The organism is Burkholderia perseverans (genome assembly GCF_022870505.1).
GTDB classification, from domain to species: Bacteria; Pseudomonadota; Gammaproteobacteria; order Burkholderiales; family Burkholderiaceae; genus Burkholderia; species Burkholderia plantarii.
This window is the reverse complement of the sequence record NZ_CP045093.1, coordinates 3,412,245-3,430,402: the sequence shown is the minus strand read 5'-3', so window position 1 is coordinate 3,430,402 and position 18,158 is coordinate 3,412,245. Positions and strand designations below refer to the sequence as shown.

Annotated in this window: 13 protein-coding genes; 11 read left to right on the top strand and 2 right to left on the bottom strand. The window is 72.0% G+C overall.

What is annotated here, in order from left to right:
* Window positions 1–4: 4 nt before the first annotated feature.
* The 8 genes from BpN12_RS14355 (at window position 5) to BpN12_RS14320 (ending at window position 12,622) form a co-directional block, all read left to right on the top strand.
* On the top strand, window positions 5–1,057 hold the full coding sequence (locus BpN12_RS14355; protein WP_246793227.1) for a microcin C ABC transporter permease YejB: 1,053 nt from the start codon (window positions 5–7) through the stop codon (window positions 1,055–1,057).
* Window positions 1,011–2,120 carry an ABC transporter permease gene (locus tag BpN12_RS14350; protein ID WP_246793226.1) on the top strand — a complete coding sequence of 370 codons (1,110 nt, stop codon included), beginning with the start codon at window positions 1,011–1,013 and terminating at the stop codon, window positions 2,118–2,120. The genes BpN12_RS14355 and BpN12_RS14350 overlap by 47 nt, the downstream gene beginning before the upstream one ends.
* Window positions 2,120–3,754 (top strand): ABC transporter ATP-binding protein, encoded by a 1,635-nt coding sequence (locus BpN12_RS14345; RefSeq protein WP_246793225.1) that lies wholly within the window; start codon window positions 2,120–2,122, stop codon window positions 3,752–3,754. Before BpN12_RS14350 ends, BpN12_RS14345 begins: the two co-directional genes overlap by 1 nt.
* The gene (locus BpN12_RS14340; protein ID WP_246793224.1) at window positions 3,747–5,180 is read left to right on the top strand and encodes a TldD/PmbA family protein; all 1,434 of its coding nucleotides are present in this window, start codon (window positions 3,747–3,749) and stop codon (window positions 5,178–5,180) included. Before BpN12_RS14345 ends, BpN12_RS14340 begins: the two co-directional genes overlap by 8 nt.
* The gene (locus BpN12_RS14335; RefSeq protein WP_246793223.1) at window positions 5,180–6,556 is read left to right on the top strand and encodes a metallopeptidase TldD-related protein; all 1,377 of its coding nucleotides are present in this window, start codon (window positions 5,180–5,182) and stop codon (window positions 6,554–6,556) included. Before BpN12_RS14340 ends, BpN12_RS14335 begins: the two co-directional genes overlap by 1 nt.
* Window positions 6,553–6,696: a hypothetical protein gene (locus BpN12_RS14330; protein WP_246793222.1), complete on the top strand. Its 144-nt coding sequence runs from the start codon at window positions 6,553–6,555 to the stop codon at window positions 6,694–6,696. Before BpN12_RS14335 ends, BpN12_RS14330 begins: the two co-directional genes overlap by 4 nt.
* Window positions 6,697–6,699: 3 nt before the next feature.
* On the top strand, window positions 6,700–9,858 hold the full coding sequence (locus BpN12_RS14325) for a multidrug efflux RND transporter permease subunit (RefSeq protein WP_246793221.1): 3,159 nt from the start codon (window positions 6,700–6,702) through the stop codon (window positions 9,856–9,858).
* Window positions 9,859–9,961: 103 nt separating this feature from the next.
* Window positions 9,962–12,622 (top strand): penicillin-binding protein 1A, encoded by a 2,661-nt coding sequence (locus BpN12_RS14320; RefSeq protein WP_246793220.1) that lies wholly within the window; start codon window positions 9,962–9,964, stop codon window positions 12,620–12,622.
* A gap of 45 nt (window positions 12,623–12,667) precedes the next feature.
* Here the strand turns inward: BpN12_RS14320 and BpN12_RS14315 are convergent, their stop codons facing one another.
* On the bottom strand, window positions 12,668–14,269 hold the full coding sequence (locus BpN12_RS14315; RefSeq protein ID WP_246793219.1) for a GMC family oxidoreductase: 1,602 nt from the start codon (window positions 14,267–14,269) through the stop codon (window positions 12,668–12,670).
* Between the two features lie 454 nt (window positions 14,270–14,723).
* Between BpN12_RS14315 and BpN12_RS14310 the strand changes: the two genes are divergently transcribed.
* Together BpN12_RS14310 and BpN12_RS14305 are read left to right on the top strand one after the other, a co-directional pair.
* Window positions 14,724–14,873: a hypothetical protein gene (locus tag BpN12_RS14310; protein ID WP_017433441.1), complete on the top strand. Its 150-nt coding sequence runs from the start codon at window positions 14,724–14,726 to the stop codon at window positions 14,871–14,873.
* 84 nt (window positions 14,874–14,957) lie between these two features.
* Window positions 14,958–16,037, top strand: coding sequence for a helix-turn-helix domain-containing protein (locus tag BpN12_RS14305; protein WP_246793218.1), 1,080 nt, complete (start codon window positions 14,958–14,960; stop codon window positions 16,035–16,037).
* A 64-nt stretch (window positions 16,038–16,101) separates the two neighbouring features.
* Here the strand turns inward: BpN12_RS14305 and BpN12_RS14300 are convergent, their stop codons facing one another.
* Complete coding sequence (locus tag BpN12_RS14300; protein ID WP_425306316.1) at window positions 16,102–17,016, bottom strand: DMT family transporter; 915 nt, start codon at window positions 17,014–17,016, stop codon at window positions 16,102–16,104.
* A gap of 298 nt (window positions 17,017–17,314) precedes the next feature.
* On the opposite strand from BpN12_RS14300, the gene BpN12_RS14295 reads away from it, so the two are divergent.
* On the top strand, window positions 17,315–18,112 hold the full coding sequence (locus BpN12_RS14295; RefSeq protein ID WP_425306271.1) for an SDR family NAD(P)-dependent oxidoreductase: 798 nt from the start codon (window positions 17,315–17,317) through the stop codon (window positions 18,110–18,112).
* Window positions 18,113–18,158 lie beyond the last annotated feature (46 nt).

Sequence of the window (18,158 nt, the reverse complement as noted above, 5' to 3'; positions counted from 1 at the left end):
CACGATGCTCGCCTACATACTCAGACGCCTGCTGTTGATGATCCCGACCATCCTCGGCGTGGTGACGATCACCTTCGTGGTCACCCAGTTCGTGCCGGGCGGCCCGGTCGAGCAGGTGCTCACGCAGCTGCGCCACGGCGGCGCGCACGGCGGCGAGAGCGGCAGCGGCGGGGGCGGCTATCACGGCAGCCAGGGCGTCGACCCGCAGCAGATCGAGCAGATCAAGAAGCAGTTCGGCTTCGACAAGCCGCCGCTCACGCGCTACCTGATGATGCTCGGCAGCTACGTGCGCTTCGACCTGGGCCAGTCGTACTACGCGCATCGCAGCGTGTGGTCGGTGATCCGCTCCAAGCTGCCGGTGTCGATCACGCTCGGGCTCTGGACCGTGCTGCTGACCTACCTGATCTCGGTGCCGCTCGGCATCGCCAAGGCGGTGCGCAACGGCTCGCGCTTCGACACCGTCACGAGCGTGATGGTGCTGGCCGGCTACGCGATCCCCGGCTTCGTGCTCGGCGTGCTGCTGCTGATGCTGTTCGGCGGCGGCACGTTCTGGCAGGTGTTCCCGATGCGCGGCATCACCTCCGACAACTTCGCCGACCTGTCGGCGCTCGGCAAGGTGCTGGACTACCTCTGGCACATCGTGCTGCCGGTCACGGCGGCCGTGGTCGGCAACTTCGCGATCGTCACGATCCTGACCAAGAACACGTTCCTGGAGGAGATCGGCCGGCAATACGTGCTGACCGCGCGCGCCAAGGGCGCGCCCGAGCGCGACGTGCTCTGGAAGCACGTGCTGCGCAACGCGGCGATCCCGCTCGTCACCGGCCTGCCCGCCGCGTTCGTGGGCGCGTTCCTGAACGGCAACCTGCTGATCGAGACGCTGTTCTCGCTCGACGGGATGGGCCAGCTCTCCTACGACTCGGTGATCCGCCGCGATTACCCGGTCGTGCTCGGCTCGCTGTTCCTGTTCACGCTGATCGGCCTCATCACCAAACTCATCGCTGACGTCTGCTATGTCCTCGTCGACCCCCGCATCCAATTCTCCCGCCTGGACCACTGATCCGGTGGCCGGCCTGCAGGCCTCGCCGTCGCCGTGGCGGCGCACCTGGCGGCGGTTTCGCGGCCAGCCGCTCGGCTACTGGAGCTTCGTGATCTTCACCACGCTGTTCGTGGTGAGCCTGTTCGCCGAGGTGCTCTCGAACGACCGGCCGCTGCTGGTGCGCTACGACGGGCACTACTACTTCCCGATCGTGAAGGACTACCCCGAGACGTTGTTCGGCGGCGATTTCCCGGCCAAGACCAACTACCTCGACCCGTACATCCGCGAACGCCTCGAGACGCACGGCAACTTCGCGGTCTATCCGCCGAGCCACTACCGCTACGACACGATCGACTACTTCGCCGCGCATCCGTATCCGGCGCCGCCCTCGGCCAGCAACTGGCTCGGCACCGACCAGTTCGGCCGCGACGTGCTCGCGCGACTGCTCTACGGGTTCCGGCTGTCGGTGCTGATGGCGTTCGCGCTGACGCTGTCGGGCGTGCTGATCGGGGTGCTGACGGGCGCGCTGCAGGGCTTCTACGGCGGGCGCACCGACCTGATCGGCCAGCGCCTGATCGAGATCTGGAGCGCGATGCCCGACCTCTACCTGCTGATCATCTTCGCCTCGATCTTCAACCCGTCGCTGTGGCTGCTGTTCCTGCTGCTGTCGATGTTCGGCTGGCTGGTGCTGTCCGACTACGTGCGCGCCGAGTTCCTGCGCAACCGCGCGCTCGACTACGTGAAGGCCGCGCGCACCATGGGCCTGACCAGCGGCCAGATCATCTGGCGCCACGTGCTGCCCAACAGCCTCACGCCCGTCATTACGTTCCTGCCGTTCCGCATGAGCGCGGCGATCCTCTCGCTGACCAGCCTCGACTTCCTCGGGCTCGGCGTGCCGCCGCCCACCCCGAGCCTCGGCGAGCTGCTGCAGGAGGGCAAGAGCAATCTCGACGCCTGGTGGATCTCGATCTCGGCGTTCGCCGCGCTGGTCATCACGCTGCTGCTGCTGACCTTCATGGGCGACGCGCTGCGCAACGCGCTCGACACGCGCACGCGCGGTTCGGCTTTCGGCGGAGGCAAGTGATGACGGCTCCGCTGTTGCAGATCGAGAACTTCTCGGCGAAGTTCGGCGGGCGTGCCGCCGTGCAGGATCTTTCGCTGTCCGTGGCGCGCGGCGAGCGCGTCGCGCTGGTGGGCGAATCGGGCTCGGGCAAGAGCGTGACGGCGCTGTCGATCCTGCGCCTGGTGCGCGAGGCCGAGCTGTCGGGGCGCATCCTGCTGGACGGCGACGACCTGCTCGCGAAGAGCGAGCAGCAGATGCGCGGGATCCGCGGCGCCGACATCGCGATGGTGTTCCAGGAGCCGATGACGGCGCTCAACCCGCTCTACACGGTCGGCAAGCAGATCGCCGAGAGCCTGCGCCTGCACGAGGGGCTGCGGCCCGGCGCGGCGCGCGCGCGGGGCATCGAGCTGCTGCGCCGCACCGGGATTCCCGAGCCGGAGCGGCGCATCGACAGCTTCCCGCACCAGCTCTCGGGCGGCCAGCGCCAGCGCGCGATGATCGCGATGGCGCTGGCCTGCCGGCCGCGCCTGCTGCTGGCCGACGAGCCGACCACCGCGCTCGACGTGACGGTGCGCCAGCAGATCGTCGATCTGCTGATCGAGCTGCAGGAACAGGAAGCCGCCGCGCGCGGCATGGCGGTGCTGCTGATCACGCACGACCTGAACCTGGTGCGCCGCTTCGCACAGCGCGTAGCGGTGATGGAGAAGGGCGTGCTGGTGGAGACCAACGCCACCGCCGAGCTGTTCGCGAACCCACGGCATCCGTACACGCAGCGCCTGCTCGACAGCGAGCCGGTGCGCGCGGTCGAGCCGGTGGCGCCCGACGCGCGGCCGATCCTCGACGTGCGCGAGGTGGCCGTCGATTACCGCATGGCCGGCAAGGGCCTCGCCTCGCTGTTCGGCAAGACCACCTTTCGCGCCGTCCACGAGGTGGGCTTCACGCTGCGGCGCGGCGAGACGGTCGGGATCGTCGGCGAATCGGGTTCGGGCAAGTCGACGCTGGCCTCGGCGGTGCTCGGCCTGCAGCGGCCGGCCGCCGGCGCGATCGAGATCGACGGGCTGCCGCTCGCCGAGGTGCGCGGCGCGCGCGGCAAGCGCGAGCTGTACGCGCGCATGCAGGTGGTGTTCCAGGATCCGTTCGGCTCGCTGTCGCCGCGCATGACCGTCGAGCAGATCGTGGGCGAGGGGCTCACGCTGCACCGGCCGGGGATGACGGTGCCGGCGCGGCGTGCGAGAATCGCCGCGCTGCTGGAGGAAGTCGGCCTGCCGCACGAGGCGATGCTGCGCTACCCGCACGAGTTCTCGGGCGGCCAGCGGCAGCGCATCGCGATCGCGCGCGCGCTCGCCGTCGAGCCCGAACTGCTGGTGCTCGACGAGCCCACCAGCGCGCTCGACGTGTCGATCCAGAAGCAGGTGCTGAACCTGCTCACCAACCTGCAGAAGAAATACCGGCTCAGCTATCTGTTCATCACCCACGATCTCGCGGTGATGCGCGCGATGGCGCACCGGGTGATCGTGATGAAGGGCGGCCGGGTGGTGGAGTCGGGCGACGCGCTCGACGTGCTGAACGCGCCGTCGCACGCCTATACCAGGGCGCTGCTCGCGTCGTCGCTGCTCGCGGCGCCGCGCGCGGCCGAGGAGAGCGCGAATGAGTGAAGCACGCTGGGCCGAGGCGGCCCGCAACCTGCGCGGCGACGCCGATTTCTGGTCGCTGCGCGTGGTCGACGAACGGACCGACGAACACGCGGTGCGCAACGACGTGGCCGAGCCGTTCAAGCGCAGCCGCGACCGCGGTGCGATGCTGACCGCCTGGTGCGGCGCGGGCGCCGGCTACGCGGCCACGCCCGACCTGTCGCCGGCCGGCCTGCAGGCCGCGCTTGACGTCGCGATCGCGCGCGCGCGGGCCAGCGCGGCCTGGTCGCTGATCGACCATCGCGGCGCCGCGCGCCCCACGCAGGACGGCAGCTTCGCCTCGCCCGGCGTCGACGCCGCGCGGCCCACGCGCGCCGAATGGATCGACCGGCTCGCGCACGAATGCGCCGCCGCCGCGCTCGACGCGCGCATCGTCGAGCGCACCGCCAGCGTGCTGCTGATCGACACCGACCAGTTCTACCTGACCAGCGACGGCGTGCGGATCGTGCAGCGCTTCGCGTTCGCCGCGCCCGAGCTGCAGGTGGTCGCGCATGCCGACGGCGACACCGAGATGCGCTCGCTCGGCGGCGGCAGCCTGCTCGCGCAGGGCGGCGCCGAGCTGCTGGCACGCGCCGGCTTCGACGGCGCTGGCGCGCGCGTGGCGGCCGAGGCGCTGCAACTGCTGGCCGCGCCGAACTGCCCGAGCGGCCCGCGCGACCTGCTGCTGATGCCCGACCAGATGATGCTGCAGATCCACGAATCGATCGGCCATCCGCTGGAACTCGACCGGATCCTCGGCGACGAGCGCAACTTCGCCGGCTCGAGCTTCGTGAAGCCCGACATGTTCGGCAGCTACCACTACGGCTCGCCGCTGCTCAACGTCACGTTCGCGCCCGAGGTGGCCGGCGAGGCCGCGTCGTATGGCTACGACGACGACGGCATGCGCGCCGAGCGCGCCTACCTGATCCGCGACGGCATCCTCGAACGCCCGCTCGGCGGGGCGCTGTCGCAGCGGCGCGCCGGGCTGCCCGGCGTCGCCAGCACGCGCGCCTCGAGCTGGAACCGCCCGCCGATCGACCGCATGGCGAATCTCAACATCGAGCCCGGCGACGCGTCGCTCGACGCGCTGATCGCCGGCACCGAACGCGGCATCCTGATGCGCACCAACACCTCCTGGTCGATCGACGATCATCGCAACAAATTCCAGTTCGGCTGCGAATACGGCCGGCTGATCGAGAACGGCCGGCTCACGCAGGTGGTGCGCAAGCCCAACTATCGCGGCATCTCGGCCGGCTTCTGGCGCAGCCTGCGCGCCGTGGGCGACGCGAGCACCTTCGGCGTCCACGGCACGCCTTATTGCGGCAAGGGCGAGCCGGCGCAGATCGTTCGCGTCGGGCATGCCTCGCCGGCCTGCGTGTTCGCCGACGTCGACGTGTTCGGAGGCGCCTGATGAGCGAATCGCTGATGAGCGCGGTGCGCGCCGCGAACCGCGCCGGCGCGATCGACTGGCACGCCCACTTCATGCGGCTCGCCGACGAGTCCGACGCGCAGCGCCTGCCCGGCGAGACGATCCTGCTCTGGTTCGCCGGCGAGCAGTCGGACTTCGTGCGCTTCAACGCGGCGCGCGTACGCCAGACCGGCCGCGTGCTGCAGGGCCGGCTGACGGTGCGGCTCGTGGCCGGCGCGCGGCAGGCCGCGCAGATGCAGACGCTGAGCGGCGACTGGGCCGCCGACCGCGCCGAACTGGCCGAGGCGCTGGCCGGGCTGCGCGAGGCCGTGCGCGACGCCGCCGACGATCCGCACCTGCTGTTCGATACCAGCAGCTGGGTCCACACCACCTGCCGCCAGGGGCGCCTGCCCGATGCCGAGGCGCTGGCCGTGCGCGTGGCCGAATGCGCGCGCGGGCTCGACTTCGTCGGCTTCCACGCGGGCGGCACGGTCGCGCTCGGCTTCGCGTCGTCCACCGGCAGCCGCGGCTGGCACGAGGTCGAGAACTTCAACTTCAGCTGGTCGCTGTACGACCCGAGCGGGCGCGCCATCAAGTCCGTCTACGCGGGCGACGACTGGCAGGACGATACGTTCGCCGCGAAGCTCGACGAGGCCGCCGCGCGGCTGCCGGTGCTCGGCCGCGCGCCGAAGGCGCTCGCGCCGGGCCGCTACCGCACCTGGTTCGAGCCGGCCGCGGTGCGCGAGATGGTGGACCTGGCCGGCTGGTCGGGCTTCTCGGCGCGCGCCCAGCGCAGCGCGCGCGGCGCGCTGCAGCGGCTCTACGACGGCGAGGCGGCGCTCGATCCGCGCGTGTCGATCAGCGAGGATCTCTCGCTCGGCGTGGCGCCCGCGTTCAGCGCCGACGGCTATCGGCGCGAGAGCGTGCCGCTGGTGGTCGAAGGGCGCGGCACCGCGCAGCTGGTCAGCGCGCGCACCGCGCGCGAGCACGGCCTGACGCCGAACGGCGCCGCCGCGCGCGAGGTGCCGGAGTCGCTCGCGATCGCGGGCGGCGACCTCGCCGATGCCGACGTGCTCGACGCGCTCGGCACCGGTCTCTACGTCGGCAATCTCTGGTACCTGAACTTCTCCGACCGCATCCATTGCCAGATGACCGGCATGACGCGCTTCGCGACGTTCTGGGTCGAGGACGGCCGGATCGTCGCGCCGGTCGAGGCGATGCGCTTCGACGACAGCTTCTATTCGCTGTTCGGCGGCGAGCTGGAGCGGCTCGGCGCCACGCCGCGCCTGCTGCTCGGCGAGGGCACCTACGACGAGCGCGAGACGGTCGGCGCGAGCGTGCCGGGCCTGCTCGCGCGCCACTTCGCGCTGACGCTGTGAGCGAGCGCGCGGCCAGCCTCGGCATCGCCGTCCACGACGCGCATGCCGGGCGCGGGATCGGCGCGCGGCTGATGCGCGAAAGGCCGGTTGCCGCCGCCGCCGCGCCGCCGCCGCTTGCGCCGGCCATGCGCCGGGGCTGATCGATGCCGTCGTTTTTCATCGACCGCCCGGTGTTCGCCTGGATCGTCGCGCTGGCGATCGTGGTGGCCGGCCTGCTCGCGATCCCGCAGCTGCCGGTCGCGCAGTATCCGCGCCTCGCGCCGCCGCGCGTGGTGGTGTCGGCGACCTATCCGGGCGCCGCGCCCGAGACCGTCGACGAGGACGTGGCCAGCATCATCGAGGAAAGCCTCGACGGCATCGACCGCCTGCAGTTCTACGAAACCACCAGCGACAGCCACGGCAACCTCGAGATCGACGTGACGTTCGATCCCGGCACCGACCCCGACATCGCCGTGGTGGAGGTGCAGAACCGCCTCAAGCAGGTGGAGGCGCGCCTGCCGCAGCAGGTGGTGCAGCAGGGCATCGACGTCTTCAAGTCGGCCAACACGTTCCTGATGCTCGTCACGCTGGCGTCCACCGAGGGCGGCCAGGATTCCACCACGCTCGGCGATTTCCTGACCCGCAACCTGCTGCGCGAGATCAAGCGCGTGCCGGGCGTGGGCGCCGCCACGCTGTGGGACGCCGACGTGGCGCTGCGGATCTGGCTCGATCCGATGAAGCTGCGCGAATTCGGGCTCGGCGCCGACGACGTGATCGCGGCGGTGACCGCGCAGAACGCCACCGTGACGGCCGGCGCGATCGGCGACACGCCGTTCGAGCCCGGCCAGCAGCTGACCGCGTCGGTGATCGTGAAGGGGCAGCTGGCCACGCCGGCCGAGTTCGGCCGGATCGTGCTGAAGGCGCAGCCCGACGGCTCGGCGGTGCGTCTGGCCGACGTCGCGCGCATCGAGATCGGCCGCGACGACTACTCGTACTGGTCGCGCCTGAACGGCAAGCCGGCCGCCGCGATCGGCATCCAGCTCGGCCCGCGCGGCAACGCGCTCGACACCTCGAACGCGATCCGCGCGCGGATCGCCGCGCTGCAGAAGCGCCTGCCGCCCGGCGCCGAGATCCGCGTGCCGTTCGACAGCGCGCATTTCGTCGGGCTCGCGATCGACGAGGTGGTGCTGACGCTCGTCGAGGCCGTGGTGCTGGTGTTCCTCGTGATGTGGGTGTTCCTGCGCGGGCTGCGCTACACGCTGGTGCCGGCCGTGGTGATCCCGGTCACGCTGATGGGCGCGTTCGTGGCGATGTGGGCATTCGGACTGTCGATCAACGTGTTCACGATGTTCGGGCTGGTGCTCGCGATCGGCATCCTGGTGGACGACGCGATCGTGGTGGTCGAGAGCGTCCACCGCATCATGGAGGACGAGGGGCTGCCGCCGCGCGAGGCCACGCGGCGCGCGATGCGGCGCATCGGCGGCGCGATCGTGGGCGTGACGGCGGTGCTGACCGCCGTGTTCGTGCCGATGGCGTTCTTCCCCGGCGGGGTGGGCGGCATCTACCGGCAGTTCTCGATCGCGATGATCGCGTCGATGGCGGTGTCGTCGTTCGTCGCGCTGTCGCTGACACCGGCGCTGTGCGCGAGCCTGCTCCAGCCGGTCGCGGCGGGCGGCCCGGCCGCGCGGCGGCGCGCGTTCGCGCTCGCCACGCGCGCGGCCGACGCGTTCTCGCGCGGCTTCGACCGGCTCGGCGCGCGCTACCGCCGGCTGGTGGCGTTCACGATCGACCGGCCGCGGCCGGTGCTGCTCGTCTACGCGGCGCTGGTCGCGCTCTGCGCGCTGATGGCCTGGATGATCCCGGGCGGCTTCCTGCCCGCCGAGGACACCGGGCAGCTGCAGGTGATGCTGCAGCTGCCGGCCGGCGCCACCCAGGCGCGCACGCTGGCCGTGGTCGAGCGCGTGGAGTCGATTCTCGCGCGCGAGCCGGCGGTGGCCAACGTGACGAGCGTGATCGGCTGGAGCTTCGCGAGCAGCGGCCAGAACGTGGCGATGGCGTTCGTCGAGCTGAAGGACTGGGCGCGCCGCGGCACCGGCGCGCTGGCGCTGCGCGACCGGCTCAACGATGCGTTCGCGAAGATCGTCGATGCCGACGTCGACGTGTCGCTGCCGCCGCCGGTGCCGGGCCTCGGCCACGGCGACGGCTTCACGCTGCGGCTCGAGGACCGCGGCGGGGTGGGACTCGACGCGCTGAAGGCGGCGCGCGCGCAGCTGGTGGCGGCGGCGCGCGCCGACTCGCGGCTCGCCGCGATCCGCACCGAGGACCAGCCCGACGGCCCGCGCGTGGAACTCGAGATCGACCGTGCCAAGGCCTATGCGCTCGGGGTGCCGTTCGAGCGGCTGTCGAGCCTGCTCGGCGGCACGTTCGGCTCGAACTACGTCAACGACTTTCCGGCCAACGGCCGGATGCGGCGCGTGATCGTCGAGGCCGACGCCGGCGCGCGCATGTCCGACGACGCGCTGATGGCGCTGATGGTGCCGAACCGCGGCGGCCAGATGGTGCCGCTCTCGGCGATCGCCACGCGGCGCTGGAGCGTGGGGCCGGTGGCGCTGTCGCGCTTCAACGGCTATCCGTCGCTCGACGTGACCGGCCGCAGCGCGCCGGGCATCAGTTCGGGCGCGGCGATGGCGGAGATGGAGCGGCTCGCCGCGGCGCTGCCGGCCGGCATCGATTTCGACTGGGTGGACGCGGCGCGCGAGCAGCGCGTGGCCGCGCGCCAGACGCCGCTCCTGATCGGCCTGTCGGTGCTGGCCGTGTTCATGGTGCTGGCCGCGCTCTACGAGAGCTGGATCGTGCCGTTCGCGGTGCTGACGATCCTGCCGCTCGGCGCGGCCGGCGCGCTGGCCGCGGCGCTCGCGCGCGACCTGCCGAACGACGTCTATTTCAAGGTCGGGCTGATCACCGTGATCGGCCTGGCGGCGAAGAACGCGATCCTGATCGTGCAGTTCGCGCGCGACGCGCACCGGCGCGGCACCGCGCTGCGCGAAGCGGTGCTCGACGCGGCCGCGCTGCGGTTCCGGCCGATCGTGATGACCTCGATGGCGTTCCTGCTCGGCGTGGTGCCGCTCGTGCTCGCGACCGGCGCCGGCGCCGAGAGCCGGCGCTCGATCGGCACCGGCGCGTTCGGCGGCGTGCTGGCGGCCACGCTGTTCGGGCTCGTGTTCGCGCCGCTGGCCTATCGGCTGGTGGCCGGGCTGGGTCGCGCGCATGGGACGGCGGAGACGGCCGACGTCGATCGCGGCGGCGGCGCGACGTCGGCCTGAGCGACGGGCGCCTGGCGCCCGCCACCCGCCCGCCCCCGTCGCGTGCCGGCCACCTCCACCGGCTTTGATACGATGCACGCTTTCGCCTCCTCGGGTGTTTCGCGTGAATCGTCGTTTCGTGTCCCGTCTGCTTGCCCGTGCCGCCGCGTGGCGGGCCGCCGTCCAGCCTGTCGTGGCCGCCGCCCTTGCGCGCGCGCGGCCGCCCGTGGCGCGCTCGCTCGCCGCGCTGTGGGCGCGGATCCGGCGCCCGACGCGCCGCGGCGTGCTGATCGCGTGCGCCGTGCCGCCGGCGCTGCTGGTGCTCTACGTGCTGGTCCTGATCCCGTTCACGCCGAGCATCGGCGACATCCGCAAGGCGCGCGTGGACGCGCCGGCGCAGGTGATGTCGGCCGACGGCAAGCTGCTCGCCGAATTCAAGCCGTCGAACCGCGAATGGGTCGCGCTGGCCGATATCTCGCCGCACATGGTGGACGCGCTGATCGCCACCGAGGATCACCGCTTCTACCAGCATCACGGCCTCGACTGGCGGCGCACCGCCGGCGCCGCGCTGCACACGTTCTCGGGCGACCGGCAGGGCGGCTCCACCATCACCCAGCAGCTCGCGCGCAACCTCTATCCCGACCAGATCGGTCGCGCGCCCACGCTCACGCGCAAGCTCAAGGAGGCGATCACGGCGCTGAAGATCGAGGCCGTCTACAACAAGCAGCAGATCCTCGAGACCTACCTGAACACGGTGCCGTTCCTCTACAACGCCTACGGCGTGGAGATGGCCGCGCGCACCTATTTCGACAAGTCGGCCGACCAGCTCGACGTGCTCGATGCCGCCACGCTGGTGGGCATGCTCAAGGGCAACAGCTACTACAACCCGGTGATCAATCCCGAGCGCGCGCTGCAGCGGCGCAACACCGTGCTCGGGCAGATGGTGAAGTACGGCAAGCTCTCGCCCGCGCAGTTCGCGGTGCTGCAGAAGAAGCCGCTGCGCATCGACTTCGAGCGCCAGAAGGAGCCGCCCGGCCCGGCGCCGCATTTCGCGCAGCAGCTGAAGAAATGGCTGATCGGCTGGGCCGACCGCAACGACTACAACGTCTATTCGGACGGCCTCGTGGTGCGCACCACGATCGACTCGCGGCTGCAGGCGATGGCCACCCAGGCGCTGAAGCTGCAGGCCAACCAGCTGCAGGGCATCGCCAACGGCGCCTGGAACGCCGGCAGCGGCTGCGCGCCGGGCAACGCGTTGTTCAGGACCTTCATGCGCGAATCGCCCGAATACAAGACCGCGCGCGACGGCGGCGCCGACGACGACGCGGCGCTCAAGACGCTCGGCCGCGATCGCGAGTTCCTGCGCAACCTCTGCAAGGCCAAGGCGGACCTGCAGGCCGGCTTCGTCGCGATCGATCCGCGCGACGGCGCGATCCGCGCCTGGGTGGGCAGCCGCGACTTCGCCACCGAGCCGTTCGACCACGTGCAGCAGGCGCGCCGCCAGCCGGGCTCGACCTTCAAGCCGTTCGTCTACGGCGCCGCGTTCGCGGACGGCGCGAAGCCCACCGACACGTTCATCGACCAGCCGGTCGAGATTCCGCTGAAGGGCGGCGAGATCTGGCGCCCCGACGACGTCGAGCCGCCCACCGGCAAGCCGATGACGCTGGCCGACGCGCTCGCTTACTCGCGCAACCGCATCACCGCGCAGCTGATGCAGCAGGTCGGGCCGGCCAAGGTCGCGCGGCTCGCGCGCGAGATGGGCGTGCGCGACAGCACGCTGGAGGCGGTGCCGTCGCTCGCGCTCGGCACCAGCCCGGTCACGTTGAAGGAGATGGTGTCGGGCTACGCGACCATCGCGAACCTCGGCAGCTACGTCGAACCGCGCATGGTCACGCGCATCGAGGACCGCGACGGCCAGGTGCTGGCCGAATTCGCGCCGGCGCCGCCCGAGCGCACGCTCGCGCCCGACGCGGCGCGCACGCTGGTGGAAACCATGCGCGGCGTGATCAATCGCGGCACCGGCGCGGCGATCCGCTCGCGCTTCGGGATCCGCGCCGACGTGGCCGGCAAGACCGGCACCACACAGGGCAACACCGACGGCTGGTTCATCCTGATCCAGCCGCAGCTGGTGGCGGGCGCCTGGGTGGGCTTCGACGACGGACGCGTGACGCTCGGCGACACCTGGGGGCAGGGCGCGCGCAGCGCGTTGCCGATGGTCGGCGATTTCTACCAGCGTGCGTTCCGGGCCAAACTGATCGACGCACATGCGAAGTTCGACACCGAAACGCCGCCGGGCTTCTTCGACACGCTGCGCGGCAAGCTCGACGACTGGATCGCCTACCTGTTCCCGGCCAGATCCGCGAAGCCGGCCGCGCCGGCCGCCCCGCGCGGACCGGCGCCGGCACCCGCGCCGGCACCGGACGCAGCGCAGGCGGCCAGCGCCGCGAGCGCGGCCAGTGCGGCGAGCGCCGCCGCGCCGGCCGAGGCGGCGTCCGATCCGCTCGGTGCGTTCCTGAACGGCGCGTCCGGCGCGGCGGGGGCCACGAGTGCCACCGGGACTTCGGACACGCGGCGGGCGCCGTCGGCGTCGGGCGTCGATACCTTCAGCGCGTCGGCGCCGCCGCTGCTGCCGGCGGCGCCGGCGAACGGCGGGCATGGCGTCGACGGCAAGGTTGGAACCAGCGGCAGCGACGGCGGCACGGGCAACGGTTTCCCGACCGAAGCGCCGTCCGAATCGCCGACGCCGACACCCGATACGCCGTCCGCGGGCGGTCGCTCCCAGTAGCACGCGCCGGCATCGCCCCATGCCCGTGCGCGTGCGGGGCGATGCTCAGAGCCCGTGATCGCGGCCGATCAGCTCGGCCGCGCGCTCGCCGATCACCACGCTCGGCGCCATCGTGTTGCCGGTCGTGATGCGCGGCAGCACCGACGCGTCGGCGATCCGCAGATGCTCGATGCCATGCACGCGCAGCCTCGCATCGACCACCGACATCTCGTCGCTGCCCATCCGCGCCGTGCAGCTCTGGTGCCAGTAGGTGACGGCCGCGTCGCGCAGGAACGCGTCGATGGTCGCGGCGTCGCCGCCGCCGGGCAGCACCTCGCGCTTGACGAGCGGCGCGAGCGCGGCGGCGGCGCCGATCTCGCGCATCAGCCGCACGCCGGCGCGCGCGGCCTCGAGGTCGGCCGGATGCGAGAGCGCGTTGTGCTCGATGCGCGGCGGCGCCAACGGGTCCGCCGAGGCGAGGCTCACGCGGCCGCGGCTCAACGGCTGCGCGAGCCCCGTGAACATGGTCCAGCCGTGCTCGGGGATGCCGCGCGCGGCCGTCTCGGCGCTCGGCACCGGAAACTCGGCCTGGCAGAGCAGCAGGTCGGGCGTCTCGCGTGCCGCGTCGCTCTTGCCGTAGATCGCGACGGCATTGCCGGTGCCCTGCGGCACGATCGGCTCGCGATATTCCCAGATGCAGCCGAACGAGACGTGGTCCTGCAGGTTCGCGCCCACTCCGGGAAGGTGCCGCGCCACGGGGATCGACAGCGCCCGCAGCGCCGGTGTATCGCCGATGCCCGACAGCATCAGCAGCTTCGGCGTTTGCAGCGCGCCGGCCGAGAGCACCACCTCGTCGGACGCGAACACGCGCTCCAGGCGGCCGTCGCGCAGCATCTCCACGCCGGTCGCGCGGCGTCCCTCCAGCAGCACGCGCGTGACCACCGTGCCGGTCAGCACGGTCAGGTTCGGCCGGTCGAGCAGCGGGTGGACGTAGCCGCGAAACACCGAATGGCGCCGGCCCGCGTGCGTGGCGGTCTCGGTCAGCGCCGCGCCGCAGTCGCGCTCCATCATCACGCCGTTGCCGCTGGCGTAGCGCGGGATGCCGGCCGCCGCCGCGGCGTCCAGCGTGGCGAGCGCGAGCGGATGGCCGGCCGGGTTCGGTTCGACGTGTAGCGGCCCGGCCGTGCCGCGATACGCGGGATCGGGCGCGCCGTGCCAGTGCTCGACGCGGCGGTAGATCTCGCGCACCGCGTCGTAGCCCCAGCCCACGTCGCCGGTTTGCGCCGCGACGTGATCCCAGTCCGCGCGATGCCCGCGCGCCCACAGCATCACGTTGATGCTCGAGCCGCCGCCGAGCACCTTGCCCATCGACATCGGCAGCCGGCGCGCATGCAGGTGCGGGTTCGGTTCGGCCGTGAAGCGCCAGTCGCGCTCGCTACCGAGGTTGAGCGGCCAGCGGCCGGGCTCCTGCACGTCGGGTACCGCGTCGCTGCCGCCGGCCTCGATCAGCAGCACGCTGACGGCCGAGTTCGCGGCCAGGCGCCCGGCCACCACCGAGCCGGCGCTGCCGCTGCCGCAGACGACGAAGTCGTAGTGGCGCCTGAGGTTGCGGGCCAGCGCCGCCTGATTCGCGGCGGCCCGGGCGGCGAAATCGCCGTCGATCGACATGGTCATCTCCTGATTGGCACGGCCCGCGGAGCGCCGGCGGCCGTAAGTACACGATCGACGCGATAGTATCAAATCTATCAAATTTTCCACAATCAGCAATTCACATCGAGGCGATCGAAGTTCGCGCCGACGCGGGCGGGCGGTGTCGCCGGGTGCGGGTTCAAACGAAGACCGGCGCGTTTTTCAGGGCAGGCACGGGACGGCGAACCGGGGTGCGACACCGTCGATTGAAAAATATGCAGGGCGATTGCAACGCGGCACGCCGACGCCGCCGCGTGCGCGCCGGGCGGACGGCCGCGATCCCGCGCGGGCGGGGCCGGGCGGGCCCACTTGGCCGGCTGGTACGCGATATGCAGCACAGCGGGATCGCTCGACGGCAACGTGTCGATGCGAGAGGGTGGCGCGTCCGGCGCGGGCGTGCCGCGGGTCCGAACCCAACCAAGGGAGAACGACGATGAACGATGCAGCGAAGCGCTGGCCGGAACCGGACGACCAGGACCCGGCCAAGTCGCGCGGCGGCACCATTCCTGCCGAGCCGCGTCCGGTCGACGACCGGCATCTGCCCGACCTGCCCGATCCGTCCGAAGTCGGCGAGGACGGTTAGCGGGCCGCCGTCGGTCTCCGGAGCGGGCTGCGGACCGGCGCGGGAGCGCCGCATGACATAATCGCGCGATCCGCAGGGGGCACCATGACCGACGACATTCTGACGACCGCCGAGGCCGCGAAGCTGCTCGGCGTCTCGATCCGCACCGTGCAATTGTGGGTCGAGGGCGGCACGCTCGCGTCGTGGAAGACGCCGGGCGGGCACCGCCGCGTTCGCCGCGCGTCGGTGGAGGCGGCGATCCGCCGGCAGGCGTCGAGCCGCGGCTCGGCGCTGGTGGTGGTGATCGCGGCGCGGCCCGAACTCGACGCCTGCGTGGCCGCGCTCGCGCCGATGCCCGAATGCGTGGTCGACGCCTATCACGATCCGCTCGCCGCGATGCGCGCGATCGGCGCGCGGCCGCCGTTCGCGATCGTCGTCGCGGCCGAGTCGCTGGGCCTCGACGAGGCCGCGGTGCTGCACGGTCTGCTCGCCGACGCGCGGCTCGCGCACACCACGATGATTTCGATCCACCGGCCGTCGCGCGGCAAGGCGGCGCCCGGCGCCGTGCCCGCCGCGCGCGTGCGGCGGCTGACGCTCGCCACGGCGGCGCAGGACCTGCCCGCCTGCCTGCGCGAACGGTTCGAACAGGCGGCGCTGCCTGCACCGGCCCTGCCGGCCTACTCGTTTCCGGTACCGGTCAACGAGGCCGAGCGGCTTGCGGCCGTTGAGCGGAGCGGGCTCGCCGGCTCGCCGCCCGACGAGGCGTTCGATCGCCTGACGCGGATCGCGAGCCAGGCGGCGGCCACGCCGTTCGCGCTCGTCACGCTGCTCACGCGCGACGAGCAGGTGTTCAAGTCGCGCGTCGGGCTGCCGTTCGCGTCCACGCCGCGCGACTGGGCGTTCTGCAACTACACGATCCTGCAGCGCGGCGTGTTCGCCGTCTCCGACCTGTCGAAGGACGCGCGCTTCGCCGCCAACCCCGGCGTGGCGGCGCCGTCGCGGCTGCGCTTCTACGCCGGCGCGCCGATCTTCGACGCGCGCGGCTTCGCGCTCGGCTCGCTCTGCGTGATGGACACCAAGCCGCGCCGGCTCAGCGCGATGCAGCAGGCGGTGCTGTTCGACCTGGCCGCCGCCGCCACCGACGCGGTCGCCGCGAGCGCGCGGCGCGACGCGGTGGACGACTGACGGCGCCTGCCGCGCGCATCTCGCGCATCCGGTACCCGCCCGCGCGTTTCCGCGCGACACCTTCTCACGATTTCCCGGCCGCCCTCATAGCAGCGGCGGCGCGCGGCGTGCGCAGCGTCTGCGCCGCGACCACGCCGGCCAGCGCGATGCCGCCGCCGATCAGGTGATAGGCGTGCAGCGATTCGCCGAGCCAGCCGATCGCGAGCAGCGCGGTCGCCACCGGCAGCAGGTTCATGAACATCGCGCAGCGGTTCGGTCCGAGCCGGCGCACGCCTTCGAGCCAGAGCGCGGGCAGCGCCACCGAGGCGAACAGGCCCGCGTAGAGGATCAGCGGCACGCTGGCGCGGGTCGGCACTGCCGCGCCGGCCGGCAGCCGCAGCAGCATCGGCACCATGCAGGCCAGCGCGGCGAGCGCCTGCACGTAGGTGGACTGCCAGACCGGCAGGTCCACGCGCCAGCGCTTCACCAGCACGCCGTACAGCGCGTAGGCGGCGGCCGCGCCGAGCATCAGCAGGTCGCCCGGCTGCACGCCGTGCTCGAGCAGCGCGGCCGGCTGCCCGCGCGTGATCAGCACCGCCACGCCCGCCAGCGACACCAGCCCGCCCGCCACCATGCCCGGCGAGGGCGGCTCGCCGAGCAGCACCGAGCTGGCCGCCAGCGTCAGCAGCGGCACCAGCGCCGTGATGATCGCCATGTTGGTGGCGCTGGTGGTCTTCGCGGCCTCATACGAGAGGCTCTGGAACAGCGCCATGGCGAGCGCGCCGAGCACGCAGAGTTTCGGCAGCTGCGCGCCGAGCGCCGCGCGGTTGCTCCACGCGGGCCGCAGCGTGAAGGTGCTCATCAGCGCGATCGCGACCACCAGCCGGTAGAACGTGATCGCGGACGGATCGATGGTATGCGCGGACAGCTTCGAGACGGCGACGTTGCCGGCCCACAGCACGATCGCGCCGAGCGGCAGGAGGAAGGCGGGTGGTTTCATCATCGGGAATCCAGGGGAGCGCAGAGGGGACGAACGCCATCGTGGCGCCCGCGCCGCCGCCTGTCTCGCGCCGCCGTGGCAGTTCCTGTCGCGAAACGGACTGTGCCGCGCGGCGCGTGCCGGCCGCTGCCGCCGCGCCGCGGCCGGGCCCCGTTCATACCCGGATAGTTTTTCTATCCGGCCTCGCCAGTTCTTCTCGTTCGACGCCGCGGCGGCCGGCGACGATAGTTGAGCCAACGGGACGCCACACACGGCACCCGCCGACATCCCCTCTCAACGCACTCGAAGGAGCAACATCATGAAGCTGGCAAACAAGGTGGCAGTGGTCACGGGCGGTACCTCGGGCATCGGCCTGGAAGCGGCGAAGCTGTTTCGCGACGAAGGCGCGAAGGTGGTGGTGGTGGGCAGCAACGCGGCGCGCCTGAAGGACGCCGAGCGCGAACTCGGCGATCAGGTCACGGCGCTGCAGGCCGACCTGCGCGACCCGGCGCAGATCGACCGCGCGATCGCCGAGGTGGTCGAGACGCACGGCCGGATCGACGTGGTGTTCGCCAACGCGGGCGCCGGCAAGGCCGCGCCGCTCGCGGACGTGACCGCCGAGCAGATCGAGGAGCAGTTCGCGCTGAACGTGACGGGCCTGTTCTTCACGATCCAGAAGGCGGCGCCGCACCTGGTGGACGGCGGCAGCATCGTGGTGACCACCTCGTTCCTGAACGAGGTCGGCACGCCGGGGCTGTCGATCCTGTCGGCGACCAAGGCCGCCGTGCGTTCGCTGGTGCGCTCGCTCGGCGCCGAACTCGCGCCGCGCGGCATCCGCGTGAACGCGGTCAGCCCCGGCCCGATCGCCACGCCGTTCGCGAGCAAGATGGGCATCCCCGACGCGGACCTGCAGAAGTCGGGCGAGGCGCTCGCGGCGGCCGTGCCGCTCAAGCGGATCGGCGCGGCGGTGGAAGTCGAAGGCGGCGCTGTTCCTCGCGAGCGACGACGCGTCATACGTGACGGGCGCCGAACTCGTGGTGGACGGCGGTCTTTCGCAGATCTGATCCAACGCCGGTGGTTATCGCGCGATAGTCCACGCAATGATTCGGATGCCTGATGGTTTCAGGCTGGTGAATCCGAAGCGGCAACGAAGCCGGCCCCGG

Coding starts and splice junctions, on each gene's coding strand:
- BpN12_RS14295 (WP_425306271.1), top strand. CDS start 17,315: ATGAAGCTGGCAAACAAGGTGGCAGTGGTCACGGGCGGTACCTCGGGC.
- BpN12_RS14310 (WP_017433441.1), top strand. CDS start 14,724: ATGAACGATGCAGCGAAGCGCTGGCCGGAACCGGACGACCAGGACCCG.
- BpN12_RS14340 (WP_246793224.1), top strand. CDS start 3,747: ATGAGTGAAGCACGCTGGGCCGAGGCGGCCCGCAACCTGCGCGGCGAC.
- BpN12_RS14335 (WP_246793223.1), top strand. CDS start 5,180: ATGAGCGAATCGCTGATGAGCGCGGTGCGCGCCGCGAACCGCGCCGGC.
- BpN12_RS14350 (WP_246793226.1), top strand. CDS start 1,011: ATGTCCTCGTCGACCCCCGCATCCAATTCTCCCGCCTGGACCACTGAT.
- BpN12_RS14325 (WP_246793221.1), top strand. CDS start 6,700: ATGCCGTCGTTTTTCATCGACCGCCCGGTGTTCGCCTGGATCGTCGCG.
- BpN12_RS14315 (WP_246793219.1), bottom strand. CDS start 14,269: ATGTCGATCGACGGCGATTTCGCCGCCCGGGCCGCCGCGAATCAGGCG.
- BpN12_RS14300 (WP_425306316.1), bottom strand. CDS start 17,016: ATGAAACCACCCGCCTTCCTCCTGCCGCTCGGCGCGATCGTGCTGTGG.
- BpN12_RS14305 (WP_246793218.1), top strand. CDS start 14,958: ATGACCGACGACATTCTGACGACCGCCGAGGCCGCGAAGCTGCTCGGC.
- BpN12_RS14355 (WP_246793227.1), top strand. CDS start 5: ATGCTCGCCTACATACTCAGACGCCTGCTGTTGATGATCCCGACCATC.
- BpN12_RS14345 (WP_246793225.1), top strand. CDS start 2,120: ATGACGGCTCCGCTGTTGCAGATCGAGAACTTCTCGGCGAAGTTCGGC.